Genomic DNA, 25,850 nt, shown 5'->3' with positions numbered 1-25,850 from the left:
ACGAACACCTGCGTTCTCACCGCGCGGTCTTTCAGCGGCGGTCTCACAGCAGCAGGGCGATCGCGCGCACGGCAGCCGCGCACAGGGCGACGAAACCGCCCAGCACGGCCAGTGCGCGCAGCCCTTCCCTGCGCAGCTCAGGCAGCCGGGCGCCGATCCGCTCGATCTCCCGCCCGGTGATGCCACCGCACAACATCCCGAACACCACGCCCGCCGCGGTCACCGGCGCGGGCTGCTGCCACCAGGTGGAGTCGATCTCGCCGCCCCCGGTGATCCACAGCGCACCGCCCGCCGCCACGGCCGCGGGCACCCCGGGCCAGACCGCCGCCGTCGTCGCCGCCCCCGTCAGCGCGAACGGGAACAGCAGCACCCGCAGCGTCACCCGCACCCGCCGTGAGGCGCGTTTCCTGACCATCCAGTGGCTCATCCAGCACGTCCTGATCAGCACCACGAACACGGCGGTGATGCCGACGCAGGCGATCGGCCACATCACCGACGCCACCACGCACGGCACGGCCAGCACCGCGAGCAGCAACAGCGCGGTGTTGCCCGCCGGCAGCGTGGTGGCCGCCGTCTCGGACCTGAGCCGTCCGCCGCCCGCCTGCGCCCTGCCGCGCGAGCGGGCCGCCTTCACGCCGTCGCCGGTCCGGCTCCGGACCGGCGCCGCCTTCCCGTCGTCGGCCCGGCTCCGCACCACGGCGCTCTTCCCGTCGCCGCCCCGGCTCCGCACCGCCGCCGCCGGCCCCTCCGCACCCCGACCACGAGGAACGGCCGCCTCCCCGGCCCTCCCCCGGGGAACCGCCGCGTCACCCGCCCTGTTCCGGGGAACGGGCGTGTCACCCGCCCGGTTGCGGGGAACGGGCGTGTCTCCGGCCCGGCCGCGCGGCGCGGGCACCTCCCCGCCCCTGCGCGTCCCCGTGCCCTCCTGGGCCCGGCTCCGCGGCACCGGTGTGTCGCCGGTGCCGCCGCGGGGCGCGGCGGCGTCTCCCGACCGGCCACGGGGGCCGTCCCCGGAGGCGCTGCGGGGGACGGGGGTGTCGCCCGCGCGGTTGCGGGGCGCGGGCGTCTTGCCCTCCAGCCCCGGACGGCCGCGCCCGCCCTTCCCGTCCACGCCCGTACGCCGGGGCGCGGGCACCTTGCCCTCCGTCCGCGCCGCGGCGGCCTCGTCGTTCGTCCGCCCCCGCGACGACCCGTCCTCACCCGTACGGGCGCGGGCGGCGGCCCCCTTGGCCTCGTCCCCGGCGGCCCGGACGTCAGGATCGGCCCCGGTGGCCTTGGCCAGCCGCGCCAGCCGGTCTGCCAGCAGCGCCGCCGTGGGCCGCTTGCCGGGCTCCCGGTTGAGCGCGGCCCGCACCAGCGGCAGCAGCGCCACGGGCACGCCCTTGAGGTCGGCCTGCCCGTTGAGGACCGCGTACATCTGCGCCTCGGCCGTCCCCCGCCCGAACGTCGGCCGCCCGGTCGCCGCGAACGCCACCGTCGCCGCCCAGGCGTGCACGTCGGCGGGCGAGTCGACCTGCTCGTCGGCGAAGATCTCCGGCGCGGTGTAGCCGGGCGTGCCGAGGAACGTGCCGGTCATCGTGAGCCGGGTCGCGTCGAGCACCTGCGCGATGCCGAAGTCGATGAGCACCGGCCCGTCGGCGCCCATGATGATGTTGCCGGGCTTGAGGTCGCGGTGGACCACCCCGGCCGCGTGGATGATGGCCAGCGCCGCCGCGATGCCCTGCGCGAGCTGCATGAGCCGGGGCAGGTCCAGCGGCCCTTCCTGGCGCACCAGGTCGAGCAGCGTCGAGCCGTCGATGTGCTCCATGACCAGGTAGGGCCTGGCACACGCGAGATCGGCGTCGAGGACGGTGGCCACGTACGGGCTCTCGACGCGGCGCAGCGCGCGCACCTCGCGTTCGAGCCTGACGCGGGAGGAGTCGTCCTGGTTGAGGTCGTGCAGCACCTTCAGCGCGACGCGCTCGCCGCGGCGTGCGCTGGCGAGGTAGACCTCGCCCATGCCGCCCCGGCCAAGCCGCTCGAGGAGGGTGTATGGCCCGACCTTGCCGAGCTTGCTCACCGTCCCTCCCCGCTCGGCGCGCCCATAAGGGATACAACCCTAGCGCCGAGGCCAGGAGGAAGGGCCGCGGCGCGCCGGAGCACGCGCAGGTTTATCGCGACGATTGCTCGGACAGCAGGCTGTCGAGGCCGGCCGTGGGCTGCTGCGCGGGCGGGACGCGGCGCGTGCGCCGCCAGCGGACGTGCCCGTGCCTCTCCAGCCAGAGCATCAGCCGGTCGGCGCCGAACAGCACGGCCGCCGCGGAGCCCAGGGCGATGACGATCTCCATAGGCCCCAGTCAACGCGGCGCGCGCGGGGCGTCAGCGGCCGACACACCGCCCGCTACCGGATCCGGTCAGCATCCTGGCCCGGGGATTACCGTGCCCTCGGCGGTGCGCAGGTGGCCCTCCCCGGTGTAGACCCACTTGGTGGAGGTGAGCTCGGGCAGCCCCATCGGGCCGCGTGCGTGCAGCTTCTGGGTGGAGATGCCGATCTCCGCGCCGAACCCGAACTCGCCGCCGTCGGTGAACCGGGTGGAGGCGTTGACGGCGACGGCGGCCGAGTCGACCAGCGACACGAACCGGCGGGCGGCGCCCTGCGAGCGGGTCACGATGGCGTCGGTGTGGCCGGAGCCGTAGCGCCTGATGTGGGCCACGGCCTCCTCCAGCGAGCCGACGACGGCGGCGGCGATGTCGAGCGAGAGGTATTCGGCGCGGTAGTCGTCCTCGGTGGCGGGCACCACCTCGCCGTAGCCGGCGATCCGGTCGTCGCCGTGCACGGTCACGCCGGCGTCCGCGAGCGCGGCCAGCGCCTTGGGCACGAACGCGTCGGCCACGTCGGCGTGCACCAGGAACGTCTCGGCGGCGTTGCACACCGAGGGCCGCTGCGCCTTGGCGTTGACCAGGATCTGCACGGCCAGGTCGACGTCGGCCTCGGCGTCGACGTACACGTGGCAGTTGCCGACGCCGGTCTCGATCACCGGCACCGTCGACTCCTCGACCACCGAGTTGATCAGCGACGCGCCGCCGCGCGGGATGAGCACGTCCACCAGCCCGCGGGCGCGCATCAGCTCCTTGACCGAGTCGCGCGTCTGCCCCGGCACGAGCTGAACCGCGCCCGCCGGGACGTCGGTGCCGGCCAGCGCCTCCTGCATGACCTCGACCAGCGCCGTGTTGGAGGAGTAGGCGCTGGAGGACCCGCGCAGCAGCACCGCGTTGCCGCTCTTGAGGCAGAGCGCGGCGGCGTCGACGGTGACGTTGGGGCGGCCCTCGTAGATGATGCCGATGACGCCGAGCGGCACGCGGAGCTGGCGCAGCTCCAGCCCGTTGGGCAGGGTCGAGCCGCGGACGACCTCGCCCACCGGGTCGGGCAGGTCGGCCACCTGGCGCACCGCCTCGGCGATCGCGCCGATGCGGGCCTCGTCGAGCCGCAGCCGGTCGATCATGGCCTCGGAGATGCCCTGCTCCCTGGCCCGCTCGACGTCGGCGGCGTTGGCCTCGACGAGCTCGGCGGCGTGCGCGACCAGGGCGTCGGCGACGGCACGCAGCGCCCGGTCCTTCGGCGCCCGCGGCAGCGGGGCCAGCTCGGCGGCGGCCTCACGTGCCGCGCGGGCGACCTTCAGGAACTCTTCGGACATCGCGTGCTCCTCATCAGGGCGTCAGCTGTGGGTCTCCAGTATGACGATGTCGTCGCGGTGGATCAGCTCGCGTTCATATTCCGGACCGAGCTCGCTGGCCAGGTCACGGGTGGAGCGGCCGAGCAGCCCGGGGATCTCGCCGGCGTCGAAGTTGACCAGCCCGCGCGCCACCACCCGGCCGCGCGGCGCGCACAGGTCGACGGGGTCGCCGGCGGCGAACTCGCCCTCGACCGAGGTGACCCCGGCCGGCAGCAGCGACTTGCGCCGCGACACGACCGCCTCGACGGCGCCGTCGTCGAGGTGCAGCCGCCCGCGCCCGGTGGTGGCGTGCGCCAGCCACAGCAGCCGGGTGCCGGGGTGGCGGCCGCCGGGGTGGAAGTAGGTGCCGACGTCGGCCCCGGCCAGCGCGTGGGCGGCTTGGGCGGCGGCGGTGAGCACCACGGGCACGCCCGCGCCGGTGGCGATCCTGGCCGCCTGCACCTTGGTGACCATGCCGCCGGTGCCGACCGAGCCGCCCTTGCCCAGCTCGACGCCCGCCAGGTCCTCGGGGCCGTGGATCTCCGCCAGCCTCCGCGACCCGCTGCGGCTGGGCGGCCCGTCGTACAGCGCGTCGACGTCGGAGAGCAGGACGAGCGCGTCGGCGCGCGTGAGATGGGTGACGAGCGCAGCCAGCCGGTCGTTGTCGCCGAACCGGATCTCGTCGGTGGCGACGGTGTCGTTCTCGTTGACGATCGGCACGATGCCGAGCTCCAGCAGCCGGTCGAGCGTGCGCCGGGCGTTGGCGTGGTGGGCGCGGCGCATCATGTCGTCGGCGGTCAGCAGCACCTGGCCGACGCGCAGGCCGTAGCGGGCGAAGGAGGAGGTGTAGCGGGCGACCAGCACGCCCTGGCCGACGGAGGCGGCGGCCTGCTGGGTGGCGAGGTCACGCGGTCGCGCGGCCAGCCCGAGGGGGCCGAGCCCGGCGGCGATGGCGCCGGAGGAGACGAGCACGATCTGCGTCCCGATGCCGCGTCTGGCGGCCAGCACGTCGACGAGCGCGTCGACCCGGTCCACGTCGATCATGCCCTGGGAGGTGGTGAGCGACGACGAGCCGACCTTGACGACGACCCGCGACGCGGAGCTGATCCGTTCCCGCACGCTCAAACCCTATCCGAGCCCGCCCCTCCCCCATCCCGGGCATTGGGCAGGCACTGGGCGGGGACGGGCGCGCGGGGACGGGCGCGCGGGGACGGGCGCACGGCCCGTACGGAGACGCCCCCTCGGAAGGGACAGCACCTCTCCCGAAGGGACCATGCTCCTCACGAGGGGGCGTCCTCTCAGAGGGTAGCGGCTCGCCCCCGGAAGATCCTCACCCCAGCCGGCTGTCGGTGCCGCGCGGCCCCTGCCGGACGGCCTCGGCATTGAGCGTCGGCTGCCAGTCGAAGACGTAGCCGTTCTCCATCGACCCGATGACGACCTCGGCCCCGGCGGTGGCGCCGGCCTTGACCAGCTCCTCCTCCACGCCGAGCCGCTCCAGCCGGTCGGCGAGGTAGCCGACGGCCTCGTCGTTGGTGAAGTCGGTCTGCCGGATCCACCGCTCGGGCTTCTCGCCGGTGACCTGGAACATGTTCTCGTTGACCCGGCGCACCTTGAACCCGGTGTCGCCGAGCTGCTTGGGCCTGATGACCAGCCGCGTCGGCTCCTCGACCGGCTTGTTCGCCCGGGCCGCGGCCACCCACTCGCCCATCGCGAACGTGAGCTCGCGCAGCCCGTCGTGCGTGGCGGCGGACACGGTGAACACGCGCAGCCCCCGCTCCTCGAAGTCGGGGCGCACCAGCTCGGCCAGCTCGCGGGCGTCGGGCACGTCGGCCTTGTTGAGCACGACCATGCGCGGCCGGCCCTCCAGCTTCCCGTACGCGTGCAGCTCGGCCTCGATGACCTCGTAGTCGGTGACCGGGTCGCGGCCGGGCTCCATCGTGGCGCAGTCGATGACGTGCACGAGCATGTCGCAGCGTTCGACGTGGCGCAGGAACTCGTGGCCGAGGCCCTTGCCCTCGGAGGCGCCGGGGATCAGCCCGGGCACGTCCGCGACGGTGAACACGGTCTCCCCCGCGGTCACCACGCCCAGGTTGGGGATCAGCGTGGTGAACGGGTAGTCGGCGATCTTCGGCTTGGCCGCGCTGAGCGCCGCGATCAGCGACGACTTGCCGGCGCTGGGGAAGCCGACGAGCGCCACGTCGGCGACGCTCTTCAGCTCCAGCATCACGTCGAGCGCGTCGCCCGGCTCGCCGAGCAGCGCGAACCCGGGCGCCTTGCGCTTGGTGCTGGCCAGCGCCGCGTTGCCGAGGCCGCCGTGGCCGCCCTGCGCGATCACGTAGCGGGTGCCGGTGCCGACGAGGTCGATGAGCACCTCGCCGGTCGAGGCGTCCTTGACCACGGTGCCGTTGGGCACGGGCAGGATCACGTCGGCGCCGTTGGCCCCGTCGCGGTTGGAGCCCTGCCCCTGCTTGCCGCTGTCGGCCTTGCGGTGTGGGCGGCGGTGGTAGTCGAGCAGCGTGGCGGTGCTGGGATCCACTTCCAGGATCACGTCGCCGCCGCGCCCGCCGTTGCCCCCGTCGGGGCCGCCCAGCGGCTTGAACTTCTCCCGGTGGATGGAGGCGCAGCCGTTTCCTCCGTCACCGGCCCTGACGTGCAGAACCACCTGGTCCACGAAGTCCGGCATTCAGCTTCTCCTCCATCAGCCCTCACGGGCGTCTCACAACAGCAAGAAGGGGCGGACCGGAAGACGATCCACCCCTTCGTACAACCCGTGGCGCTGGAGATTTACTCCGCGACCGGGACGATGCTCACCGCGCGGCGACCGCGCTTGGTGCCGAACTGCACGTGGCCCGCGGCCAGCGCGAACAGCGTGTCATCGCCACCGCGGCCGACGTTGTCGCCGGGGTGGAAGTGGGTGCCACGCTGACGGACGATGATCTCGCCCGCGTTGACCAGCTGGCCGCCGAAGCGCTTGACGCCCAGGCGCTGAGCGTTGGAGTCGCGGCCGTTCCGGGTGGACGACGCGCCCTTCTTGTGTGCCATCTCTCAAACTCCCGATCAGGCCTGGTCGATACCGGTGATCTTCACCTGGGTGTACCGCTGGCGGTGACCCTGGCGCTTCTTGTAACCGGTCTTGTTCTTGTACTTGAGGATGCGGATCTTGGGGCCCTTGGTCTCACCGAGAATCTCGGCGCTGACCGTGAACTTGCCCGCCTCCGTGGTCACATCGCCGTCGTTGACGACGAGCACCGTCGGCAGCGAAACCGAAGAGCCGACCTCGCCGGCGACCTTGTCCACCTCGAGGACGTCACCGACGGAGACCTTCTGCTGCCTGCCGCCGCAACGAACGATCGCGTACACCGCGGAACCCTTCTACTGACTCACTGTTGCGATCCCTCGGCCATCCCGTGCGGGATGGCCGCTGACTCCGAATGCTGCGCCCGTCATTCGGCTCATCCGGAACCGACGAACCGGGGGGCGCGCCAACAGGGCACGTCACCTGACGCACCGGTTGACTAGGGTACCGGATGACCGGGGCCCTAGGCGAACCGGACGATTCATCGGAAGCCCACCGAACTAGTCGGCGGACTTGGCTCGGCGAGAGCGTCGCCGCCCCCTGCCGGAAGTCTGTCCTGCCTGGTCGTCCTCGGATGGGACGTCTTCAAGCGCACCGGTCACGGTATCACGACCGGAGGAGTCCTTGGCCGCGGACACCTTGTCCGAGACCGCCTTCTCCACCGCCATCTTGCCCTGGGTGCCCCGCGGCTCGGACCTGCTCTCCACCGGCTCCGTGGAGACGATGAGGCCACGCCCGTTGCAGCAGTCGCACGGGGTCGAGAACGCCTCCAGGAGGCCCTGACCGACCCGCTTACGCGTCATCTGGACCAGGCCCAGCGACGTCACCTCGGCCACCTGGTGCTTGGTCCTGTCGCGCGCCAGGCACTCCAACATCCGCCGCAGCACCAGGTCCCGGTTGGACTCCAGCACCATGTCGATGAAGTCGATGACGATGATGCCGCCGATGTCACGCAGCCTGAGCTGGCGGACGATCTCCTCGGCCGCCTCCAGGTTGTTGCGCGTGACCGTCTCCTCCAGGTTGCCGCCCTGGCCGGTGAACTTGCCGGTGTTGACGTCGACGACGGTCATCGCCTCGGTCCGGTCGATCACCAGGGAGCCGCCGCTGGGCAGCCACACCTTGCGCTCCATCGCCTTGCCGAGCTGCTCGTCGATCCGGTACGACTCGAACACGTCGCCCTGGCCGGGGTCCCACTTCGACAGCCGCTCGCCCAGGTGCGGCGCGACGTACTTGACGTACTCGTCGACCGTCTCCCACGCCTCGTCACCCTGGACGACCAGCGAGGTGAAGTCCTCGTTGAAGACGTCACGCACCACCCGGATGGTCAGGTCGGGCTCGGCCGAGAGCAGCTCGGGCGGGCTGGCCGACTTGGCCTTCTTGCGGATGTTCTCCCACTGGGCCGACAGGCGGGCCACGTCGCGGGCGAGCTCCTCCTCCGAGGCGCCCTCCGCGGCGGTGCGCACGATCACGCCGGCGTTCTCCGGCATGACCTTCTTCAGGATGCTCTTGAGGCGGGTGCGCTCCTTGTCGGGCAGCTTGCGGCTGATTCCGGTCATCGACCCGTCCGGCACGTACACCAGGTAGCGGCCGGGAAGACTGATCTGCGACGTCAGGCGGGCGCCCTTGTGGCCGATCGGGTCCTTGGTGACCTGCACCAGCACCGACTGGCCGGACTTCAGCGCCGACTCGATCCGCTTCGGCTGGCCCTCCAGCCCGGCGGTGTCGAAGTTCACCTCGCCCGCGTACAGCACGGCGTTGCGGCCCTTGCCGATGTCGACGAACGCGGCCTCCATCGACGGCAGCACGTTCTGCACCTTGCCGAGGTAGACGTTGCCGACGTAGGACTGGCTGGCCTCGCGGTTGACGTAGTGCTCGACGAGGACGCCGTCCTCCAGCACCGCGATCTGCGTGCGGTCGCCCTGGCGGCGCACCACCATCATCCGGTCGACGGACTCGCGGCGGGCCAGGAACTCCGACTCGGTGATGATCGGCGGGCGCCTGCGGCCCAGCTCGCGGCCCTCGCGGCGGCGCTGCTTCTTGGCCTCCAGCCGGGTGGAGCCGCGGACGCTCTGCACGCCGTCGGCGGAGGTGTCGTGCGCGGCCGAGCGGCCCGAGCGGGGCGCGCGGATGCGCACCACCGTGTTGGGCGGGTCGTCGGGCGTGGTCTCGCCGCCCTCGTCGTCGGTGCCCCTGCGGCGGCGGCGACGGCGGCGGCGCGAGCTGGAGGCCTCCTCCTGAGGCTCCTCGCCCTGCTCCTCGTCGCCTTCGTCCTCGCCCTCGTCACCCTCGTCGGACTCGTCGCGCTCGCGGGACTTGCCGCGCCCGCGGCCGCCCCTGCGGCGGCGGCGACGGCGACCGGCGCCCTCTTCCTCCTCCTGCTCGTCGGAGGTGTCCTCGCCCTCGTCCTCGGCGGTGATCTCGTCCTCGGCCTCGTCCTCGCTCACCTCGACGGCGGGCTGGGGCTGGGGCTCCAGCCGCACCGGCTTGGCCTGCGACGGGTCGGGCGCCTGGAACAGCGGCGCGAAGATCGCGGCGGGCCGCTGGAACGCGGTGCCGGGCTGGTCCTCGCGGCGCACCGTCAGCCCGAACGGGTCGGCCAGCAGGCTCGGCCGGTCCTCCTCGTCCAGGTCCTCGCCGGCGGGCTCGTCGTCGAGGGGCTCGTCCTCGGGCAGAATCTCCAGAATGTCGTCATCCGCGCGCTCGACCGGCGCCTCGGCCGACTCGACGGCCTCGACGGGCTCCGCGACGGCCTCGGCGGGCGCGGTCGCGACGGTCTCCTCGGGCTCGGCCTTCTTGCGGGTGCGGCGGCGCTTGACGGGCGCCTCCGCGGCCTCGGGGGCCGCCTCCGGCGTCACGGTGGCAGCGGCGGTCTCGGGGACCGCCACGGCACTCTCCGCGCCCGCCACGGCACCCTCAGGAGCCGTCACGGCACCCTCGGCGGCGCCCTCGGCACCGTCCGCAGCCGCCTCGGCGGCCTTCTTGGTCGTACGGCGGCGCGTCGTGGTGGCGGTCGACCGGGTCCGCGTCGCCCTCTTGGGCTTGACCGCCTCCTCGGCGGCCTGCGCGTCCTGCCCGGCCGGCTCCTCGACGGCCTGGGCCACGGCGGCCTCGGCCGGGCTCGTCACCTCGGCCGTGGCCGGCCGCGCGGCGATGAGGTCTTCCGGCCGTCCGGCGGCGCGCTGCGCGGCGGTGCTCGGAAGGGGACGCCCTTCCGCCACCGACGGGGCCGCCTGGGCGGCGACCACGGTGATGGGTCCGGTGGTCGGCGCGGCGGCCGGCGTCTCGGGAAGCTCGGGCGGCGGCCCGGCCGGGCGGCTGGCCGCGCGGCGCTTGGTCACCTTGGTCTGTTCTGTTGTCTCCCCGTCGGGGCCCTGGGCCCCGGCGTTGGGCTCGTTCTCGTCGAGCATGCGGGCGCTCTCCCGTCAGCTCCCGGGCGCGTCGCCGCGCCGCGCAGGAGCTCTCGTGTCTCGTTGTCCGCCACGCCCCCTCGCGGGGGCATGGCGCCAAGTCCTGTCAGCGGCAGCGCCCGGCAGGGCGCTTCTTTAACCGGCGACGTGCTCACCCGCCGGTCCCGCCTCGCCGCCGCGCGTAGTCTCGCGGTCCAGGTCGAGCGGGTCGGCAAGCGCACCGGTGCGTGCGTCGAGCGGCCCCTGCGCCAGCCTGGTCACCTCGGGGGGAACCGGCGGCGCGAAGTCGGCCACAAGGCGCAGCCCTGTGAGCACATCGTCGGGTCGAACGGCAGGAGTGATGTGCCGAACAACCATGCGCAGTATGACACACGACTGTCCGCCCACCTGAGCTGCAGTTCTGTCTGTTCCCTCTGATCCCTGCGAGTCCGGGGCGCTCAGCGCCGTGAGCCTCAGCACGGCCTCCCGCGCGTCGAAGCGGCGCGGGCCCTTCTTGGTGAGGCGCTCGACCTCCACGGTGCCCGCCGCGAGGAACTTCTCCACCGCGACTTCGGCGAGCTCGCGGTCGGCACCGGGCAGCCGCACCTCCCACTCGGAGACTTCCAGGCGGTCGGCCAGCGCTCCGGGGGCCGCCTCGACGACGTCGAGCACGTCGAGACCAGGCGGCAGCGACTCGTCGAGGTCACGCTTGACCTGCTGCGGATCGCACGGCGTCGTGACGCCGATCTCGAGGTATTCGGCCTCGCTGGCGACGCCGGTCGGCGCCGCTCCCGCGTAGGAGATCTTCGGATGAGGCGAGAAACCCGCGCTGTAGGCCACCGGAATGCCGGCACGGCGGACCGCTCGTTCGACGGCCCGCGAGATGTCGCGGTGACTGGTGAAGCGCAGGCGTCCGCGCTTGGCGTAGCGCACGCGAAGGCGCTGCGCCGTCGGCGCGGGCGGGGGCCCATCGGGAACAGGTTTCAGAGCCTTGTCGTCCTTCCCGTGTCAGAGTTCCTTCATCTCAGGATAAGCCGCCCGGACGCCTGCACGTCTCAGGATCATGTACGGCGTGACACCGGGCGGCCACCGAGCGCGGCTAGATCACCGTGAGGGGAAGGAGTTTCTTACCCGTCGGTCCGATTTGAATCTCGGTGCCCATCGTCGGGCAGACGCCGCAGTCGTAGCAGGGGGTCCAGCGGCAGTCCTCGACCTCGCCGCCGGAGACGGCCTCCTGCCAGTCCTGCCAGAGCCATTCGCGGTCGAGCCCCGCGTCGAGGTGGTCCCACGGCAGGACCTCGTTCTCCTCGCGCTCGCGCACGGTGTACCAGTCGACGTCGACGCCGGCCTTGGCGGCGGCGGCCATCCAGCGCTCGTAGGAGAAGTGCTCGCTCCAGCCGTCGAAGCGCCCGCCGTCCTCCCACACGGCGCGGATGACGGCGCCGACCCGCCGGTCGCCGCGCGACAGCAGCCCCTCCACGATGGACGGCTTGCCGTCGTGGTAGCGGTAGCCGATGGCCCGGCCGTACTGCTTGTCGCCGCGCAGCGACTCGCGCAGCGCCTTGAGCCGCCGGTCGACGGTCTCGTGGTCGGCCTGCCCCGCCCACTGGAACGGGGTGTGCGGCTTGGGCACGAAGCCGCCGATGGACACGGTGCAGCGGATGTCGCGCGAGCCGGTGGCCTCACGACCGGCCTGGATGACCTTCTTGGCCAGGTCGGCGATGCCGAGCACGTCCTCGTCGGTCTCGGTGGGCAGCCCGCACATGAAGTAGAGCTTGACCTGCCGCCAGCCCTGGGAGTAGGCGGCGGTGACGGTGCGGATGAGGTCTTCCTCGGTGACCATCTTGTTGATCACCTTGCGCATGCGCTCGGAGCCGCCCTCGGGCGCGAAGGTGAGCCCGGAGCGCCGCCCGTTGCGGGAGAACTCGTTGGCCAGGTCGATGTTGAAGGCGTCGACCCGGGTCGAGGGCAGCGACAGCGAGGTGTTGGTGCCCTCGTAGCGGTCGGCCAGGCCCTTGGCCACCTCGCCGATCTCGCTGTGGTCGGCGGACGACAGCGACAGCAGGCCGACCTCGTTGAAGCCGGACTCCTTGATCCCGTTCTCGACCATCGCGCCGATCGTGGTGATAGACCGCTCGCGCACCGGGCGGGTGATCATGCCCGCCTGGCAGAAGCGGCAGCCTCGGGTGCAGCCGCGGAAGATCTCCACGCTGAACCGCTCGTGCACGGTCTCGGCCAGCGGGACCAGCGGCTTCTTCGGGTAGGGCCACTCGTCGAGGTCCATGACCGTGTGCTTGTGCACCCGCCACGGCACGTCGGGACGGTTGGGCGCGACCCGCTTGATGCGGCCGTCGGGGTGGTAGTCGACGTCGTAGAACTTGGGCACGTAGACGCCGCCGGACTCGGCCAGCCGCATCAGCAGCTCGTCGCGCCCGCCGGGCCTGCCCTCGGCCTTCCACTCCCGGATGACCTCCGAGATGGCGATGGCGATCTGCTCGCCGTCGCCGAGCACGGCCGCGTCGAGGAAGTCGGCGATCGGCTCGGGGTTGAACGCCGCGTGGCCGCCCGCCAGCACGATCGGGTCGTCGTCGCCCCGGTCGGCGGCGACCAGCGGGATCCCGGCCAGGTCGAGCGCGGTCAGCATGTTGGTGTAGCCGAGCTCGGTGGAAAACGACAGGCCGAGCACGTCGAAGGCGCGCACCGGCCGGTGGGCGTCGACGGTGAACTGGGGCACGCCCTCGGCGCGCATGAGCGCCTCCAGGTCGGGCCAGACCGCGTAGGTGCGCTCGGCCAGGGTGCCGGGCAGCTCGTTGAGGATCTCGTAGAGGATCGCGACGCCCTGGTTGGGCAGCCCGACCTCGTACGCGTCGGGATACATGAGCGCCCAGCGCACGTCGGCGGAGTCCCAGTCCTTCACCGTCGAGTTGAGCTCACCCCCGACATACTGGATCGGCTTCTGCACCTTGGGCAGCAGCGCTTCCAGGCGGGGAAAAATCGACTCGACAGGCATGACACCCAGGGTAGCGAAACCCGTACCGTGGCTGGGACGCCCTAGGCGTAGGGGCGCTGCCGGGAGCGGATCGACAGCAGCATGCCCACGGCGATCAGGTTGGCGAAGGTCGCGGTGCCGCCGTAGGAGACGAACGGCAGCGGCAGGCCGGTGATGGGCATGATGCCGATCGTCATGCCCACGTTCACGAACGTCTGGAACGCGAACCAGCACACGATCGTGCCCGCGACCAGCGTGCCGAACCGGTCCTCGCACTGCCGGGCGATCTTCAGGCCGCGCAGCAGCACGACGCCGAGCAGCAGCACGACCGTGACCGAGCCGAGGAAGCCGAACTCCTCGCCCGCCACGGTGAAGATGAAGTCGGTGTGCTGTTCCGGCACGAACCTGCCGGTGGTCTGGCCGCCCCCGAGCAGCCCCTTGCCGAACAGCTGCCCGGAGCCGATCGCGATGAGCGACTGGGTGCTGTTGTAGCCGACGCCGCGCGGGTCGACGTTCGGGTCGACGAACGCGGTGAACCGGGCGACCTGGTAGTCCTCCAGCATCTGGAAGTAGAACACGCTGAACACGCCGGCCGCGCCGACCAGGGCCAGCAGCGCGATCAGCCGCTTGCGCACCCCGGAGATCACCAGCGCGGAGGCGGTGATGGCGGCGAGCACGAGCGCGGTGCCGAGGTCGGGCTGGAGCATGACGAGCACGAGCGTCACCGCGGCGGCGAGCAGGGCGAGCACGATGTCGAGCGGCCTCGGCCGGTCGCGTCCCTCGGCGGGCTGGGCGAGCAGCATCGCGGTGATGAGCAGCAGCCCGACCTTGGCGAACTCCGACGGCTGCACGGCGAACCCGCCGCCCAGCAGGATCCACGAGTGCGAGCCGTTGATCGTGGCGCCGAGCGGCGAGAGCACCAGCCCGAGCCCGATCAGCGAGAGCAGGAACAGCACGGGCGCGTAGGCGCGCACGGCCCGGTGGTCCACGGAGGCGACCACTCCGCACAGCGCGAGCCCGATCGTCTCGTTGAGCAGGTGTTTCTTGAGCAGCCCGGTGGAGCCGGGCGCCCAGGTGCGGGTGGACGACCAGACGAGCAGCGTGCCGATCACCGACAGGGCGAGGACGGCCACGAGCAGGACCCCGTCGAGCCGCCACACCGGCGACTCGGCGCCGAAGGCCCGCCTGGCGAACGAGCGCCGTCCGGGCGCCAGCGCGCTCATTGCCAGATCACCGTCCCGTCGGGGGCGAACCTGGGCAGCCGCGACACGGGCTTGCCGCCGGGCAGCGCGGCGGGCCGCTTGATGCCGAAGATGCCCTCGTAGATCTGCCGCACGGCGGGCGCGGCGGTCTGGGAGCCCATGCCGCCCTGCGACACCATGGCCACGACGACGAAGCGCGGGTTCTGCGTGGGGGCGAACGAGGCGAACCAGGAGGTGTCCTTCTTGCCCCACACCTCCGCCGTACCGGTCTTGCCGCCGATGCGCACCTTGTCCATCGGGAAGCCGGCGAACGCCCCGGCCGCGGTGCCGTCGGAGGCGACCTGGCTGAGCGCGTTCTTGATGTAGAGCCGCTCCTTCTCGGTGACGGGGAGCTTGCCCACGACCGGCACCGGGATCGTCTTGACCACCTTGCCGTCGGGCCGCACCAGCGCCCAGCCGATGCGCGGGCTGCGCACCTTGCCGTCGGAGACCAGCGCCGCGTACGCCCGCGCGAGCTGGAGCGGCGTCACCAGCACGTCGCCCTGCCCGATGGAGAAGTTGGCCGAGTCACCGGGCCGCAGCACGAACCCCTCGGTGCAGTTCTCGTGCGCCAGCCGCTTGAGGAACGCCGCCCGCGCCCCGTCCTTGACCTCGGGGTAGCCGGTCTGGGCGCGCTTGCAGTTGGTGGCGCTGGTCAGCGCCCACATCTCCTTCTTCCACTTGCGGTCGGGGATGCGCCCGGCCGACTCGCCCGGCAGGTCGATCCCCGTCGGCGCGCCGAACCCGAACCCGCGGGCGGTGTTGGCGAACACCTCCCTGGCCGTCTTCTTCGGCGTGCGGCCGCCGTCGCGCAGATACTGCTCGTACGCCGCCTGGTAGAAGATCGTGTCGCACGACTTGACCAGCGCCAGGTGCAGGCTGAGCGTGCCCAGCGGGATGCCGCGGAAGTTGTTGAAGGCCCGGCCGCCCACCGTGACCGACCCCGGGCAGCTGTACTTGCCGTTCAGCGGGTAGCCGGCGCGCAGCATCGAGGCCACCGACGACACCTTGAACGTCGAGCCGGGCGCGAACTGGCCGTTGATCGCCCGCGACACCAGCGGCTTGCCGGACTTCTCCGACAGCAGATGCTTGTACATGTTCGCGGAGATGCCGCCCGCCCACACCGCCGGGTCGTAGCCGGGCGCGCTGGACAGCGCCAGCACCCGTCCGGTCTTCGCGTCGAGCACCACCGCCGCGCCCCCGTCGGCGCCGGGCGCGGACTTCATCGCGTCCTGCAGCGCCTTCTCCGTCACCGCCTGGATCCGCGAGTCGATGCTGGTCACCAGGTGGTGCCCGCTGACGGGCTCGACCTGCTTCTCCACGCCGAGCGCCTTGCCCATCCGGTCGACCTGCACCCGCCGCAGCCCGGCCTTGCCACGCAGCTCCTCGTCATAGACGTACTCCAGCCCGTCGCGCCCGGCCAGGTCCACGCCGGAGAAGGCGGCCTTCAGCCCGACCCGCTTCTCCAGCTCCGCCTCCGTCACCGGCGACAGGTAGCCGAGCATCTGCGCCCCCGCCCGGCCGCCCGGGTATTCGCGGACCGCGTGGATCTCCGCCGTGACCCCCGGGAACTCCTCCTGGCGCTCCAGGATCTGCAGCGCCTCACGCGTGTCGACCTTCTCGTCCAGCGGGACCGGCTGGTACGGCGATCCCGTCCAGCACGGCTTGGGCACCCCGGGACCGCACGGCGTGATGCGTTTGCGCAGCTCGGCGACGGGCCGGCTGAGCACCTCCGACAGCTTGCCCAGCACCTTCATCCCGCCGTCGCGCATCCCGGCCAGCCCGGTCCGGTCGACGGAGACGACCAGCGAGGTCTTGTTGCGCACCAGCGGACGCCCGGAGGAGTCGAGGATCTGCCCCCGCACCGCCGGCACGATCACCGTGCGGGTCCGCGTCTCGGTCGCCCGGTGCACGAGCTCGGGACCTCGTACGACCTGGACCTGCCACAGGCGGACGGCCAGCGCCGCCAGCAGCACCAGCACGAGCGCCTGGATCACGACCAGCCGGGTGCGCATCCGGGTCATATCTCGTACCTCTGCCGTCGGCCGCGGGTCGCCAGCCAGATCACCACGGGCGCGGCGATCATCGTGTAGGCGACGGTCACGGGAACCTGCTCGGTCAGCGTGGAGATCGTCACCCTCGGGTCGGACATCAGCCCGCCCACCGCCGCCGCCATCAGCGGCGCGAGCACCACGCACAGCGCCACGGTGGTGACCCGCCCGCCGGCCCCGCGCCCGGCCAGATAGCCGACCAGCGCGAACACGAACGCGTACAGCCCCGCGACGTGCGCCGTCGGCGGCACCACGTCCACCACCAGCCCGGTGAAGAACCCGATCACCGCCCCGGCCCCCGGCCCGCGTATCAGCGCCACCGCCACCACCGCCAGCAGCACCAGGTCGGGCACGCCCCCGGCGGGCAGCGGCAGCCGGTTCACCAGCATGACCTGCAGCAGCAGCGCCACCGGCACCACCAGGACCGCCGTCATCGGGCCCCCTCCCTGCGCGGCAGCACCGCGTCTCTCGGATCACGGGCGGGCCCCTGCACCACCACCCCCACCACGTCCAGCGCGGTCAGATCCGCGTACGGCCTGGCGTAGGCGATCCGGACGAGCTGCCCGGGAGTCGACTCCACCTGTTCGATCACCCCGATCGGCACCCCCGGCACGTACGGCGCGCCGCGATGGGAGCCGAAGCTGACCAGCCGCGCCCCCCGCTCGATCGGCGCGGTGGAGTCGAGCAGCTTGAACTGCAGGAGCCGCCCGTTCTCCGCCACCCCGTGCACCACGCCGATCTCCTGGCCGCCCTCCAGCCGCGCGCCCGCCGCCGAGGCCAGGTCGCTCAGCAGGACCACGGTGGAGGTGCGGGCCGAGGCGTGCACCACGCGGCCCACCAGCCCGTCGCCGTTGAGCACGGTCATGTCGGTGCGGACGCCGTCGTCGGTGCCGGCGTCGATCTGCACGGCGTCCTCGAAGCCCGGCTGGCCGCGCCGGGCGATCACGTTGGCGGACACCACCTTGTAGCCGCCCAGCCCGGCCAGGCCGAGCATCCGCTTGAGCTCGGCGGCGCGGGCCGCGTCGAGGCGGTCGGCGGACAGGCTGGAGCGCAGCCGGGCGTTCTCCGCCTTGAGCCGCTCGATGTCGGCCTGGGCGCTCGGCGCCGCGGCGATCGCGTGCAGGAACCCGCCGACGGGCCGGGCCACGGCGCCGCCGGCCTCCTCGGCCGCCCCGAACAGCCACGCGCCGGCCGACCGCAGCGGGGTGAGCGGCGAGCTCTCGCCGGCGCGGTGGTCGACGGTCAGGATGACCAGCGCCGCCGCGAGCAGCGTGCCGAGGATCAGCCTGGCCTGGCGCGAGTCTCTCATCAGCGTCGCGACTCCGGCACCAGCACCTGCTGCAGCGCCTCGAAGTCCTCCACGCATCTGCCGGAGCCGAGCGCGACCGAGTCGAGCGCGTTCTCCACCAGGTGCACCGGCATGCCCGTCTCGGCCTTGACCCGCTCGTCCAGGCCCTTGAGCAGCGCGCCGCCGCCGGTGAGCGCGATGCCCCGGTCCATCAGGTCGCCGGACAGCTCCGGCGGGCAGCGGTCGAGGGTCGTCTTGACGGCGTCGACGATCGCGTTGACCGGCTCCTCGGTGGCCTTGCGGATCTCCTCGGCCGACACGATGATCGTCTTCGGCAGACCGCTGACCAGGTCGCGCCCGCGGATCTCGGCGTGCGCCTCCTCCCCTGTGGGGCAGGCCGAGCCGATCGCCATCTTGATCTCCTCGGCGGTGCGCTCGCCGAGCATCAGCGAGAACTCCTTCTTCACGAAGGTGATCACCGCCTGGTCCAGCTCGTCGCCGCCGACCCGGATGGACTGGCTGGTCACCACGCCGCCCATCGAGATGATCGCCACCTCGGTGGTGCCGCCGCCGATGTCGACCACCATGTTGCCGGTCGGCTCGTGCACCGGCAGCCCGGCCCCGATCGCCGCCGCCATGGGCTCCTCGACGATGTAGACCTTGCGCGCCCCCGCCTGGTAGCCGGCCTCCTTGACGGCCCGCTGCTCCACTCCGGTGATCCCGCTCGGCACGGCGATGATGATGCGCGGCTTGGCGAAGTGCCGCCGTTTGTGCACCCGTTGGATGAAATAGCGCAACATCCGCTCGGTGACGTCGAAGTCCGCGATCACACCGTCCTTCAACGGCCGGACCGCCACGATGTTGCCGGGCGTGCGCCCGATCATGCGCTTGGCTTCGATGCCGACCGCGACGATCTTCCCACTCGAGGTGTTGATCGCCACGACGGACGGTTCGTTGAGGACGATGCCGCGGCCACGGACGTACACCAACGTGTTGGCGGTGCCCAGGTCGACCGCCATGTCACGGCCTAGAAAGGCGAGCTTGCTGCCCATGGGGAACGGAGCCTTCCGTAACGTCGTTCGCGAATGACTACGGATCGAATTCGAATCGTAACGTGACGTACCCACCACGCCCCGCAACGAGCCCACGCGCCCCACAAAATTCTCCCGCCCCACCCCCAACCCCGATTTTGCCCGTATTGCGCGATACCACCCGACCGCGCCGGGTACGTTGTCCGCAAACGCGAAAGTGCCCGCCAGGCGGCCTGCCTGACGAGCACTCCTGAGCGTGCCCCCGTGATCAGGGGCAGATGATCAGAACCGGTCCGGGAAGAAGATCTTGATCTCCCGCGCGGCCGACTCCGGCGAGTCGGAGCCGTGGACGACGTTCTCGCCGATCTCCAGCGCGTGGTCGCCGCGGATCGTGCCGGGAGCCGACTTCACCGGGTCGGTGAGCCCGGCCAGCGCGCGGAACGCCTCGACGGCACGCGGGCCCTCCAGCACCATCGCGACCAGCGGCCCCGAGGTGATGAACTCGACGAGCTCGCCGAAGAACGGCCGCTCGGAGTGCTCGGCGTAGTGCGCCTTGGCGGTGTCGGCGTCGAGGGTGCGCAGGTCCATCGCCACGACCTTGAGGCCCTTGCGCTCCACGCGGGCGATCACGTCACCGATGAGGCCGCGCTTCACCCCGTCGGGCTTGATCAGGACAAGAGTGCGCTCGGACACTTGAGGTTCTCCTTTGAACAGGTCGCGGAAACTGCGGCACAGCTTACCGTCCCGTCACGCCCGCTCGCCGTCCTCCGGGGACGCCGCGGGCGGCGGCACGGGCGCCGTGTCCTCCTCGCCGTCGCGCGCCTGCGGCAACGGCTGCACGCCGATCCGTGGGATCACCCCGGTCGGCCGGTCCTCGTCGTCCTCCTCGCCGTCCCGCTGAACCGCCGCGCCCACCACCGCGGGCTCCGGCTCCCCGCCGTCACCCGCCTCATCCAGCACGTCCTGTACATCCAGTACGTCCTCCGAGGAGGGAGCGCGCCTGGCCACGACCGCGGCCAGCACGATGACCGCCACCACGAAGAACCCGCCCGCCAGCGCCCACAGGTGCAGCGCGGTGACGAAGCTGTCGACCAGCTCCTGCCTGGTCCGGTCACCCTCCAGGGCCACCATCTGCACGCCGGTGCCCAGCAGGTAGCCGGCCAGCACCCCGGGCAGGCACAGCGCCAGCCCGAACATGCCCGCCCCGGCCCCCACCTGGCCGAGCGCCGCCGTGATCGCCACCGCCGCGCCCACCGCCAGCAGCGTGAACGGCACGACGAGCACCAGCCCGTCGGGCGACGGCGCCACGACCCGCACCGAGCAGAGCCCGACGACCATCGACAGCAGCCCCAGCGGCGTCACCCACGCGCTCGTCACCGACGACAGCCGCACCACGACCGCCGCCGCCACGGCCAGCGCCCCCGCCACGCAGAACGGCAGCCACAGCCCGCGCAGCCCCGGCCCGCCGAGCCCGCCCATCTCCACGTACGTCACCTGCGCGACGGTCGGCAGCAGCACGACGCCGACGGCCACCATCGTGTAGGCCAGCGTGCGGCTCTCCCGGGTGCCGACCGTGGCCAGCGCGAGCAGCCCGGCGATGGCGAGCAGCGCCAGCAGGACCACCAGCCCGGCCCGCCAGTCCTGGCTCGCGGTGCTGATGGCGACGGCGGCGATGCCGGCGGCGGGCACGGTGGCCAGCAGCAGGCGGCTGCGCTCCTTGACCCGCAGGCGCGGGGCGGCGGGCCGCCCGCCGACCAGCCACAGCACGAAGTAGGCGGCGGCGAGCACGAGCGCGATGCCGGTCACCAGCGGATAGGGCTGAAGGGTGACCTGCCAGCGCGTCACGCCGTCGAGCGGCCACAGCGCCAGCGCCTGCGCGCCGAGCAGGCTGAGCGCCAGCATGCCGGTCCACAGCGCGCGCAGCACGGGCGGCCGGCCCCAGGCGGCGGCGAGCGTGGCGGGCACGAGCAGCCCGGCGCCCACGCCGTGGGCCACTCGCAGCACGCCCACGAGGAACGCCGACCCGGCATAGCCGCCGGCGGCGTCGGCGACGGCGAGCAGCAGCAGCCCGCCGAGCAGCAGGTGGGCGACCTTCACCCGGCGCAGCGCCACGGCGGCCAGCGGCACGGTCAGCATCATCGCCGGCAGGGCGAGCCCGTGGGCGCGCATCAGCCCGAGCCGGTCGATCTCGGCGGGCAGCAGGTCGGCGACCACGGACACGGTGTTGGGGATCGCGACGATCGCCAGCGGCAGCGTGACCACGATGAGCAGCCCGAGCACGGCGTCGGACAGCCACCCGGACCTCGCGCCTTGAGTCGCGGTGCCGGAGGACCGCTGAAATGGGGGGACGGCCATGAAGCCCGACTTTAGCGGGAAGTCACGCCCTCGACACGCCGAGCGACGAGAATCGCGGTGATCCACAGCGCCGCGAAGATCGCCCCGAGGACGAACATGGCCGGCACCACGAACCCGGCGGCGATCGCCAGCACCTGCGCGACACTGCCCACGACGTAGCCGGCCGGGCGCTTGAGCAGGCCCGCGCCGACCACGCAGAGCAGCGCCAGCCCGATCCCGACCGTCACCGCGAGCGCGGGCGCCACCCCGCCGACGCTGATGGCCACCGGCGTGGTGAGCCCGGCGACGACGGCCTCCATGCCGAGCACGCTCGCGCCCAGCCTGCGCATGCCGGGCGTGACCTGGAAGTCCATCAGGCGCCCTCCGCCTTCAGCAGGTGGCGGACGTCTCCCGCCGTGATCACGGACCCGGTGATGAGCACACCGGTGCCGCTGAACTCGCCCTCGGCGTCGGCGATCCCGATGCCGAGGTCGATGGCGTCGTCGAGGCGCTCGACGACGTGCACCCGGTCCTCGCCGAACAGCGGCTCGGCCAGCTCGCCCAGCTCCTGCGCCGACAGCGACCTGGGCGAGGAGTTGCGGGTGACGACGATCTGGTCGAGCACCGGCTCCAGCAGCTCCAGCAGCCCGGTCACGTCCTTGTCGGCCATGACCGCGACCACGCCGACGACCTTGGCGAAGTCGAACGCCTCGTGGATGCCGTCGAGCGTCGCCTGCATCCCGCCGGGGTTGTGCGCGGCGTCGACGACCACCGTGGGGTTGCGCCGGACGATCTCCATGCGGCCCGGCGACGACGCCTGCGCGAACGCGTGCCGTACGAGATCGAGGTCGAGCGGGTCGTCGCCACCGGTGAGCGCCTCGACGGCGGCCAGCGCGCAGGCGGCGTTGCTCGCCTGGTGGGCGCCGTAGAGCGGCAGGTAGACCTCGTCGTAGACGCCCTTGAGGCCGCGCAGCGTCAGCAGCTGGCCGCCGACGGCCACCTCACGGCTGAGCACGCCGAACTCCAGGCCCTCGCGGGCCACGACCGCGCCCACCTCGGCCGCGCGGCGCATCAGCACCTCGGCGGCGGCCAGCTCCTGCTGGGCGAGCACGGTGGTGGCGCCGGGCTTGATGATGCCGGCCTTCTCCTTGGCGATGCTCTCGACGTCGGGGCCGAGCCGGTCGGTGTGGTCGAGCGAGATCGGGGTGATCACGGACACGGTGCCGTCGGCGACGTTGGTGGCGTCCCAGGAGCCGCCCATGCCGGTCTCGATCACGGCCACGTCGACCGGCGTGTCGGCGAACGCGGCGTAGGCCATCGCGGTCAGCATCTCGAAGAACTGGATCCGCCGCCCCTGCGTGTCGGCCAGCTCGACGTAGGGCGCGATCTCCTCGTAGACCTCGGTGAACCGCTCCTCGCTCAGCGGCTCGCCGTCGACGGTGATCCGCTCGCGCATCGTGACCAGATGAGGGCTGGTGAACCGGCCCACCCGCAGGTTGCGCTCCCTGAGCAGGACCTCGGTCAGCCGCGCCGTGCTCGTCTTGCCGTTGGTGCCGGCGATGTGCACGACGGGATAGGCCCGCTGAGGCGAGCCGAGCAGGTCAAGAAGAGCCGCGATCCGGTCGAGCGTCGGCTCGAAGTCCCATTCGACGCCCCGCTCCATGATGGCGCGTTCAACCCCACGAAAATCCACCCCCTCAGCCTACTGACCTCGGGAAGCGGGTCACCACGCGGGGAATCATATCGTGGACTGTATAGAACGTTGGAGGGTACTCACCCCGTCCACCAGGTGTCACCTTGGGAAACAGCCTGCCTCACCCCCCGGCAGGCTCCTACGAGGAGGCCATCGTGGAAGGCGAGAACACTCGCGACCCGGACAAGGGCATCACCCGGAAGACGCTACTGAGAGCGGCATTCATAGCTGCGCCGGCCCCCCTGCTCATCGGTCAGGTGCCGGCTCTCGCACGCGACATGAGCGGGCCGCTGGAGCCCACCCCGTTCTGTGACGACGGCGACGACCCCACGCCGCCCCAGACCGAGGGCCCGTACTTCAAGCCCAACTCACCCCGCCGCTCGACCCTGCCGGGCAGCGGCACCCTGCTCACCGTCAGCGGGTACGTCTTCGGGCTGGCGTGCCAGCCGCTGGCCAACGTGCTGCTGGACTTCTGGCAGGCCGACCGGAACGGCGCCTACGACAACGTGGGCTTCAACTTCCGCGGCCACCAGTTCACCGACGCCAACGGCGCCTACAAGCTCACCACGATCGTGCCGGGCCTGTACCCGGGCCGCACGCGGCACATCCACATGAAGGTCCAGGCGCCCAACCGGCCGGTCCTCACCACGCAGACGTACTTCCCGGGCGAACCGCGCAACAACACCGACTCGATTTTCGACCCGAGACTGCTGATGAACGTCCGCACGGTCGGCTCGGGCAGGGAGGCGACGTTCGACTTCGTGCTGAACGTCCCCGGCGGCCCGCAGCCGACCGGTTCCCCCACGACTCCGCCTCCGGGCGGGGGTACCTGGCAGGCAGGGGTGACCTACCAGGCGGGTGCCCAGGTCACCTATGGTGGCGCGACGTATCGCTGCCTTCAGGGGCACACAGCCGCTCCCGGCTGGGAACCTCCCAACGTGCCCGCTTTGTGGCAGCGCGTCTGATCGGGCATCCGAATGCAAGAAAGGGCCACCCCGGCTGCTGGGGGTGGCCCTCCTTGCGTCACCTCTAAACCAGTCCGCCGTCGGCGCGCAGGTTCTGGCCGGTGAGCCAGCCCGCGTCGGGGCTGAGCAGCAGCGCGACGACGGCGGCGATGTCGGCGGGCGTGCCCACCCGGCCGAGCGCGGTCATGTGCGCGACCGCCTGGTACGCCTCCCGCGGCACGCCCTCCCGCAGCAGGTCGGTGTCCGTCGCGCCGGGCGACACGCAGTTGACCGTGATCCCCCGCGGCCCGAGCTCCCGTGACGCGACCCGCGTGAGCTGCTCGATCGCCGCCTTGCCGGCGACGTAGACGGACTCGCCGGGGCTCGGCCAGGCCGTCCCGGTGGTGGAGACGTTCACGATCCGCCCGCCGTCCGCCATCCGCCGCGCGGCCTCGCGCAGCGTGAAGTACGCGCCGCGCGCGTTCACCGCCATCACCTCGTCGTACGCCTGCGGCGTCACCTCGGCTATGGGCGCGTGCCGCAGGACGCCCGCGTTGTTCACCAGCGCCGTCAGCGGCCCGGCGCCGGCCGCCGCGAACACCTCGTCCGCCCGCTCGAACAGCCCCTCGATCTGGGCCACGTCGGCGGCGTCCGCCCGCACCGGCGTCGCCCGCCCGCCGAGCCCGTCCGCGACCTCCCGCGCCGCCCGCTCGTCGGCGACGTAGCTGAAGACCACCGTGGCGCCGTCGGCGACGAGCCGCTCGACCACCGCCCGGCCGATCCCGCGCGACCCGCCCGTCACCACTGCGGCTGCGTGCATTGCCTGCTCCTTCAGTCGTCCATCCCTTTCGCGCTTCACCCTGCCGGTGCTCGCGGAAGGAAGACTTCCGCGACGCGCGCGACAATCGTTCGGGTGAGCGCGAAACGGGACACCGCTGGACGGCTGCTGCGCCTGCTGTCACTGCTGCAGTCACGCGCCGACTGGCCGGGACCGGAGCTGGCGGCGCGGCTGGGCGTCAGCACCAGGACCATCCGCTCCGACGTCGAACGCCTGCGCGGCCTCGGCTACCCGGTGTCGGCCACCTCCGGCACCGCCGGCGGCTACCGCCTCGGCCCCGGAGCCCGGCTGCCGCCGCTGCTGCTCGACGACGAGGAGGCCATCGCCGTCGCCGTCGGCCTGCGCACGGCCGCCTCCGGCACCGTGGGCGGCATCGAGGAGACGTCGCTGCGCGCCCTGGCCAAGCTGGAACAGGTCCTGCCCGCCCGCCTACGCCCTCGCCTGGGCGCCGTGGCCGCGTACACGGTCCCGGTGCCCGGCAGCGGCCCAGCGGTCGACTCAGGGCTGCTGGCGACGCTCGCCGCCGCCTGCCGCGACCGGCGGCGGCTGCGCTTCGACTACCGCGACCACGACGGCAACGCCACCGTGCGCGACACCGAGCCGCACCGCCTCGTCGCCACGGGCCGCCGCTGGTACCTGGTCGCCTGGGACGTCGGCCGCGACGCCTGGCGCACCTTCCGCGTCGACCGCCTCACCCCGCGCACCCCGCCCGGCCCCGCCTTCCCGGCCCGCCCGCTGCCGGACGGCGACGTCATCGCGTACGTGACCAAGGGCGTCGCCTCCGTCCTCGGCCCCTGCCGCACGATCGCCACCGTGTACGCGCCGGCCGAGGTCGTCGCCGAGCGCATCCCCCCGGTGGCCAGGGTCGAGCACGTCGACGCCGGCCGATGCCGTCTGCACATCGGCGCGGCGACCCCGTTGGCCCTGGCGGTCTACCTGGCGGCCCTGGGCCTGGACTTCACCGTGGACGGGCCGGCGGACCTCCTCGACCAGCTCGCCGCCATCAGCGACCGCTGCTCCTCGGCCCGCGCGACATAACGCAAAAAGGCCCTGGGGATACCCGAGGGGCAGGGCCGGTTCGTCTCCAGAACGCGAAAAGGCCCCCGGGATCACCCCCGAGGGCCCAATTTCGTCACACAACGCAGAGAAGGCCCCGACAATGAATGTCGGGGCCCTCTACTGAAAGATTGTCCGGCGGTGACCTACTCTCCCACACCCTCCCGAGTGCAGTACCATCGGCGCAGGGAAGCTTAACTTCCGGGTTCGGAATGTAACCGGGTGTTTCCT

General features: G+C 72.4%; 22 protein-coding genes and 1 rRNA gene. 2 read left to right on the top strand and 21 right to left on the bottom strand.

What is annotated here, in order from left to right; genetic code table 11:
* Window positions 1-43: 43 nt before the first annotated feature.
* The 19 genes from ACBI99_RS07770 to ACBI99_RS07680 form a co-directional block, all read right to left on the bottom strand.
* A complete protein-coding gene (locus ACBI99_RS07770) occupies window positions 44-2,059 on the bottom strand; it encodes a serine/threonine protein kinase (protein WP_375071973.1) in 2,016 nt (671 codons plus the stop codon).
* A 91-nt stretch (window positions 2,060-2,150) separates the two neighbouring features.
* Window positions 2,151-2,327 (bottom strand): hypothetical protein, encoded by a 177-nt coding sequence (locus ACBI99_RS07765; protein ID WP_219506869.1) that lies wholly within the window; start codon window positions 2,325-2,327, stop codon window positions 2,151-2,153.
* 66 nt (window positions 2,328-2,393) lie between these two features.
* Complete coding sequence (locus tag ACBI99_RS07760; RefSeq protein ID WP_357588681.1) at window positions 2,394-3,674, bottom strand: glutamate-5-semialdehyde dehydrogenase; 1,281 nt, start codon at window positions 3,672-3,674, stop codon at window positions 2,394-2,396.
* Between the two features lie 21 nt (window positions 3,675-3,695).
* On the bottom strand, window positions 3,696-4,811 hold the full coding sequence (proB, locus tag ACBI99_RS07755) for a glutamate 5-kinase (RefSeq protein ID WP_375071972.1): 1,116 nt from the start codon (window positions 4,809-4,811) through the stop codon (window positions 3,696-3,698).
* Between the two features lie 211 nt (window positions 4,812-5,022).
* Window positions 5,023-6,375 (bottom strand): GTPase ObgE, encoded by a 1,353-nt coding sequence (gene obgE / locus ACBI99_RS07750; RefSeq protein WP_357588685.1) that lies wholly within the window; start codon window positions 6,373-6,375, stop codon window positions 5,023-5,025.
* 101 nt (window positions 6,376-6,476) lie between these two features.
* Window positions 6,477-6,734 carry a 50S ribosomal protein L27 gene (gene rpmA, locus ACBI99_RS07745; RefSeq protein WP_049575729.1) on the bottom strand — a complete coding sequence of 86 codons (258 nt, stop codon included), beginning with the start codon at window positions 6,732-6,734 and terminating at the stop codon, window positions 6,477-6,479.
* 15 nt (window positions 6,735-6,749) lie between these two features.
* Complete coding sequence (gene rplU / locus ACBI99_RS07740) at window positions 6,750-7,052, bottom strand: 50S ribosomal protein L21 (protein ID WP_049575732.1); 303 nt, start codon at window positions 7,050-7,052, stop codon at window positions 6,750-6,752.
* A gap of 216 nt (window positions 7,053-7,268) precedes the next feature.
* The gene (locus tag ACBI99_RS07735) at window positions 7,269-10,175 is read right to left on the bottom strand and encodes an Rne/Rng family ribonuclease (RefSeq protein ID WP_375071971.1); all 2,907 of its coding nucleotides are present in this window, start codon (window positions 10,173-10,175) and stop codon (window positions 7,269-7,271) included.
* A gap of 135 nt (window positions 10,176-10,310) precedes the next feature.
* Window positions 10,311-11,087 (bottom strand): TIGR03936 family radical SAM-associated protein, encoded by a 777-nt coding sequence (locus ACBI99_RS07730; protein WP_375071970.1) that lies wholly within the window; start codon window positions 11,085-11,087, stop codon window positions 10,311-10,313.
* Between the two features lie 166 nt (window positions 11,088-11,253).
* On the bottom strand, window positions 11,254-13,164 hold the full coding sequence (locus tag ACBI99_RS07725) for a TIGR03960 family B12-binding radical SAM protein (RefSeq protein ID WP_357588689.1): 1,911 nt from the start codon (window positions 13,162-13,164) through the stop codon (window positions 11,254-11,256).
* Window positions 13,165-13,205: 41 nt separating this feature from the next.
* Window positions 13,206-14,366 carry a rod shape-determining protein RodA gene (rodA, locus tag ACBI99_RS07720; RefSeq protein ID WP_219506881.1) on the bottom strand — a complete coding sequence of 387 codons (1,161 nt, stop codon included), beginning with the start codon at window positions 14,364-14,366 and terminating at the stop codon, window positions 13,206-13,208.
* Window positions 14,363-16,408: a penicillin-binding protein 2 gene (gene mrdA / locus ACBI99_RS07715; protein WP_219506882.1), complete on the bottom strand. Its 2,046-nt coding sequence runs from the start codon at window positions 16,406-16,408 to the stop codon at window positions 14,363-14,365. Before mrdA ends, rodA begins: the two co-directional genes overlap by 4 nt.
* Window positions 16,405-16,869, bottom strand: coding sequence for a rod shape-determining protein MreD (mreD, locus tag ACBI99_RS07710; RefSeq protein ID WP_219506883.1), 465 nt, complete (start codon window positions 16,867-16,869; stop codon window positions 16,405-16,407). The genes mrdA and mreD overlap by 4 nt, the downstream gene beginning before the upstream one ends.
* Window positions 16,866-17,744, bottom strand: coding sequence for a rod shape-determining protein MreC (mreC, locus tag ACBI99_RS07705; protein WP_219506884.1), 879 nt, complete (start codon window positions 17,742-17,744; stop codon window positions 16,866-16,868). Before mreC ends, mreD begins: the two co-directional genes overlap by 4 nt.
* A complete protein-coding gene (locus ACBI99_RS07700) occupies window positions 17,744-18,775 on the bottom strand; it encodes a rod shape-determining protein (protein WP_219506885.1) in 1,032 nt (343 codons plus the stop codon). Before ACBI99_RS07700 ends, mreC begins: the two co-directional genes overlap by 1 nt.
* A 261-nt stretch (window positions 18,776-19,036) precedes the next feature.
* Complete coding sequence (gene ndk, locus ACBI99_RS07695) at window positions 19,037-19,447, bottom strand: nucleoside-diphosphate kinase (RefSeq protein ID WP_080046153.1); 411 nt, start codon at window positions 19,445-19,447, stop codon at window positions 19,037-19,039.
* Window positions 19,448-19,501: 54 nt separating this feature from the next.
* Window positions 19,502-21,109, bottom strand: a complete 1,608-nt coding sequence (locus ACBI99_RS07690; RefSeq protein ID WP_375071969.1) for a hypothetical protein — start codon at window positions 21,107-21,109, stop codon at window positions 19,502-19,504.
* An 11-nt stretch (window positions 21,110-21,120) separates the two neighbouring features.
* The gene (locus ACBI99_RS07685) at window positions 21,121-21,462 is read right to left on the bottom strand and encodes a DUF4233 domain-containing protein (protein WP_357588694.1); all 342 of its coding nucleotides are present in this window, start codon (window positions 21,460-21,462) and stop codon (window positions 21,121-21,123) included.
* Window positions 21,462-22,751, bottom strand: a complete 1,290-nt coding sequence (locus ACBI99_RS07680; protein ID WP_375072233.1) for a bifunctional folylpolyglutamate synthase/dihydrofolate synthase — start codon at window positions 22,749-22,751, stop codon at window positions 21,462-21,464. Before ACBI99_RS07680 ends, ACBI99_RS07685 begins: the two co-directional genes overlap by 1 nt.
* Before the next feature lie 287 nt (window positions 22,752-23,038).
* On the opposite strand from ACBI99_RS07680, the gene ACBI99_RS07675 reads away from it, so the two are divergent.
* Window positions 23,039-23,746, top strand: coding sequence for a carbohydrate-binding protein (locus ACBI99_RS07675; protein WP_308125823.1), 708 nt, complete (start codon window positions 23,039-23,041; stop codon window positions 23,744-23,746).
* 64 nt (window positions 23,747-23,810) lie between these two features.
* Here ACBI99_RS07675 and ACBI99_RS07670 read toward each other — a convergent pair whose 3' ends face one another.
* The gene (locus ACBI99_RS07670) at window positions 23,811-24,545 is read right to left on the bottom strand and encodes an SDR family oxidoreductase (protein ID WP_375071968.1); all 735 of its coding nucleotides are present in this window, start codon (window positions 24,543-24,545) and stop codon (window positions 23,811-23,813) included.
* Window positions 24,546-24,638: 93 nt separating this feature from the next.
* Here ACBI99_RS07670 and ACBI99_RS07665 point away from each other — a divergent pair, with 93 nt between their 5' ends.
* Entirely contained in the window at window positions 24,639-25,601 is a 963-nt protein-coding gene (locus tag ACBI99_RS07665) for a YafY family protein (protein ID WP_219506893.1), read from the top strand.
* 151 nt (window positions 25,602-25,752) lie between these two features.
* Here the strand turns inward: ACBI99_RS07665 and rrf are convergent.
* Window positions 25,753-25,850, bottom strand: a 5S ribosomal RNA gene (rrf, locus tag ACBI99_RS07660); the annotation flags it as partial.

Origin of the sequence: Nonomuraea sp. ATR24 (assembly GCF_041950485.1) — a bacterium.
In the GTDB taxonomy this organism is placed as follows: domain Bacteria; phylum Actinomycetota; class Actinomycetes; order Streptosporangiales; family Streptosporangiaceae; genus Nonomuraea; species Nonomuraea ceibae.
This window is presented reverse-complemented; position numbering and strand designations above follow the sequence as displayed.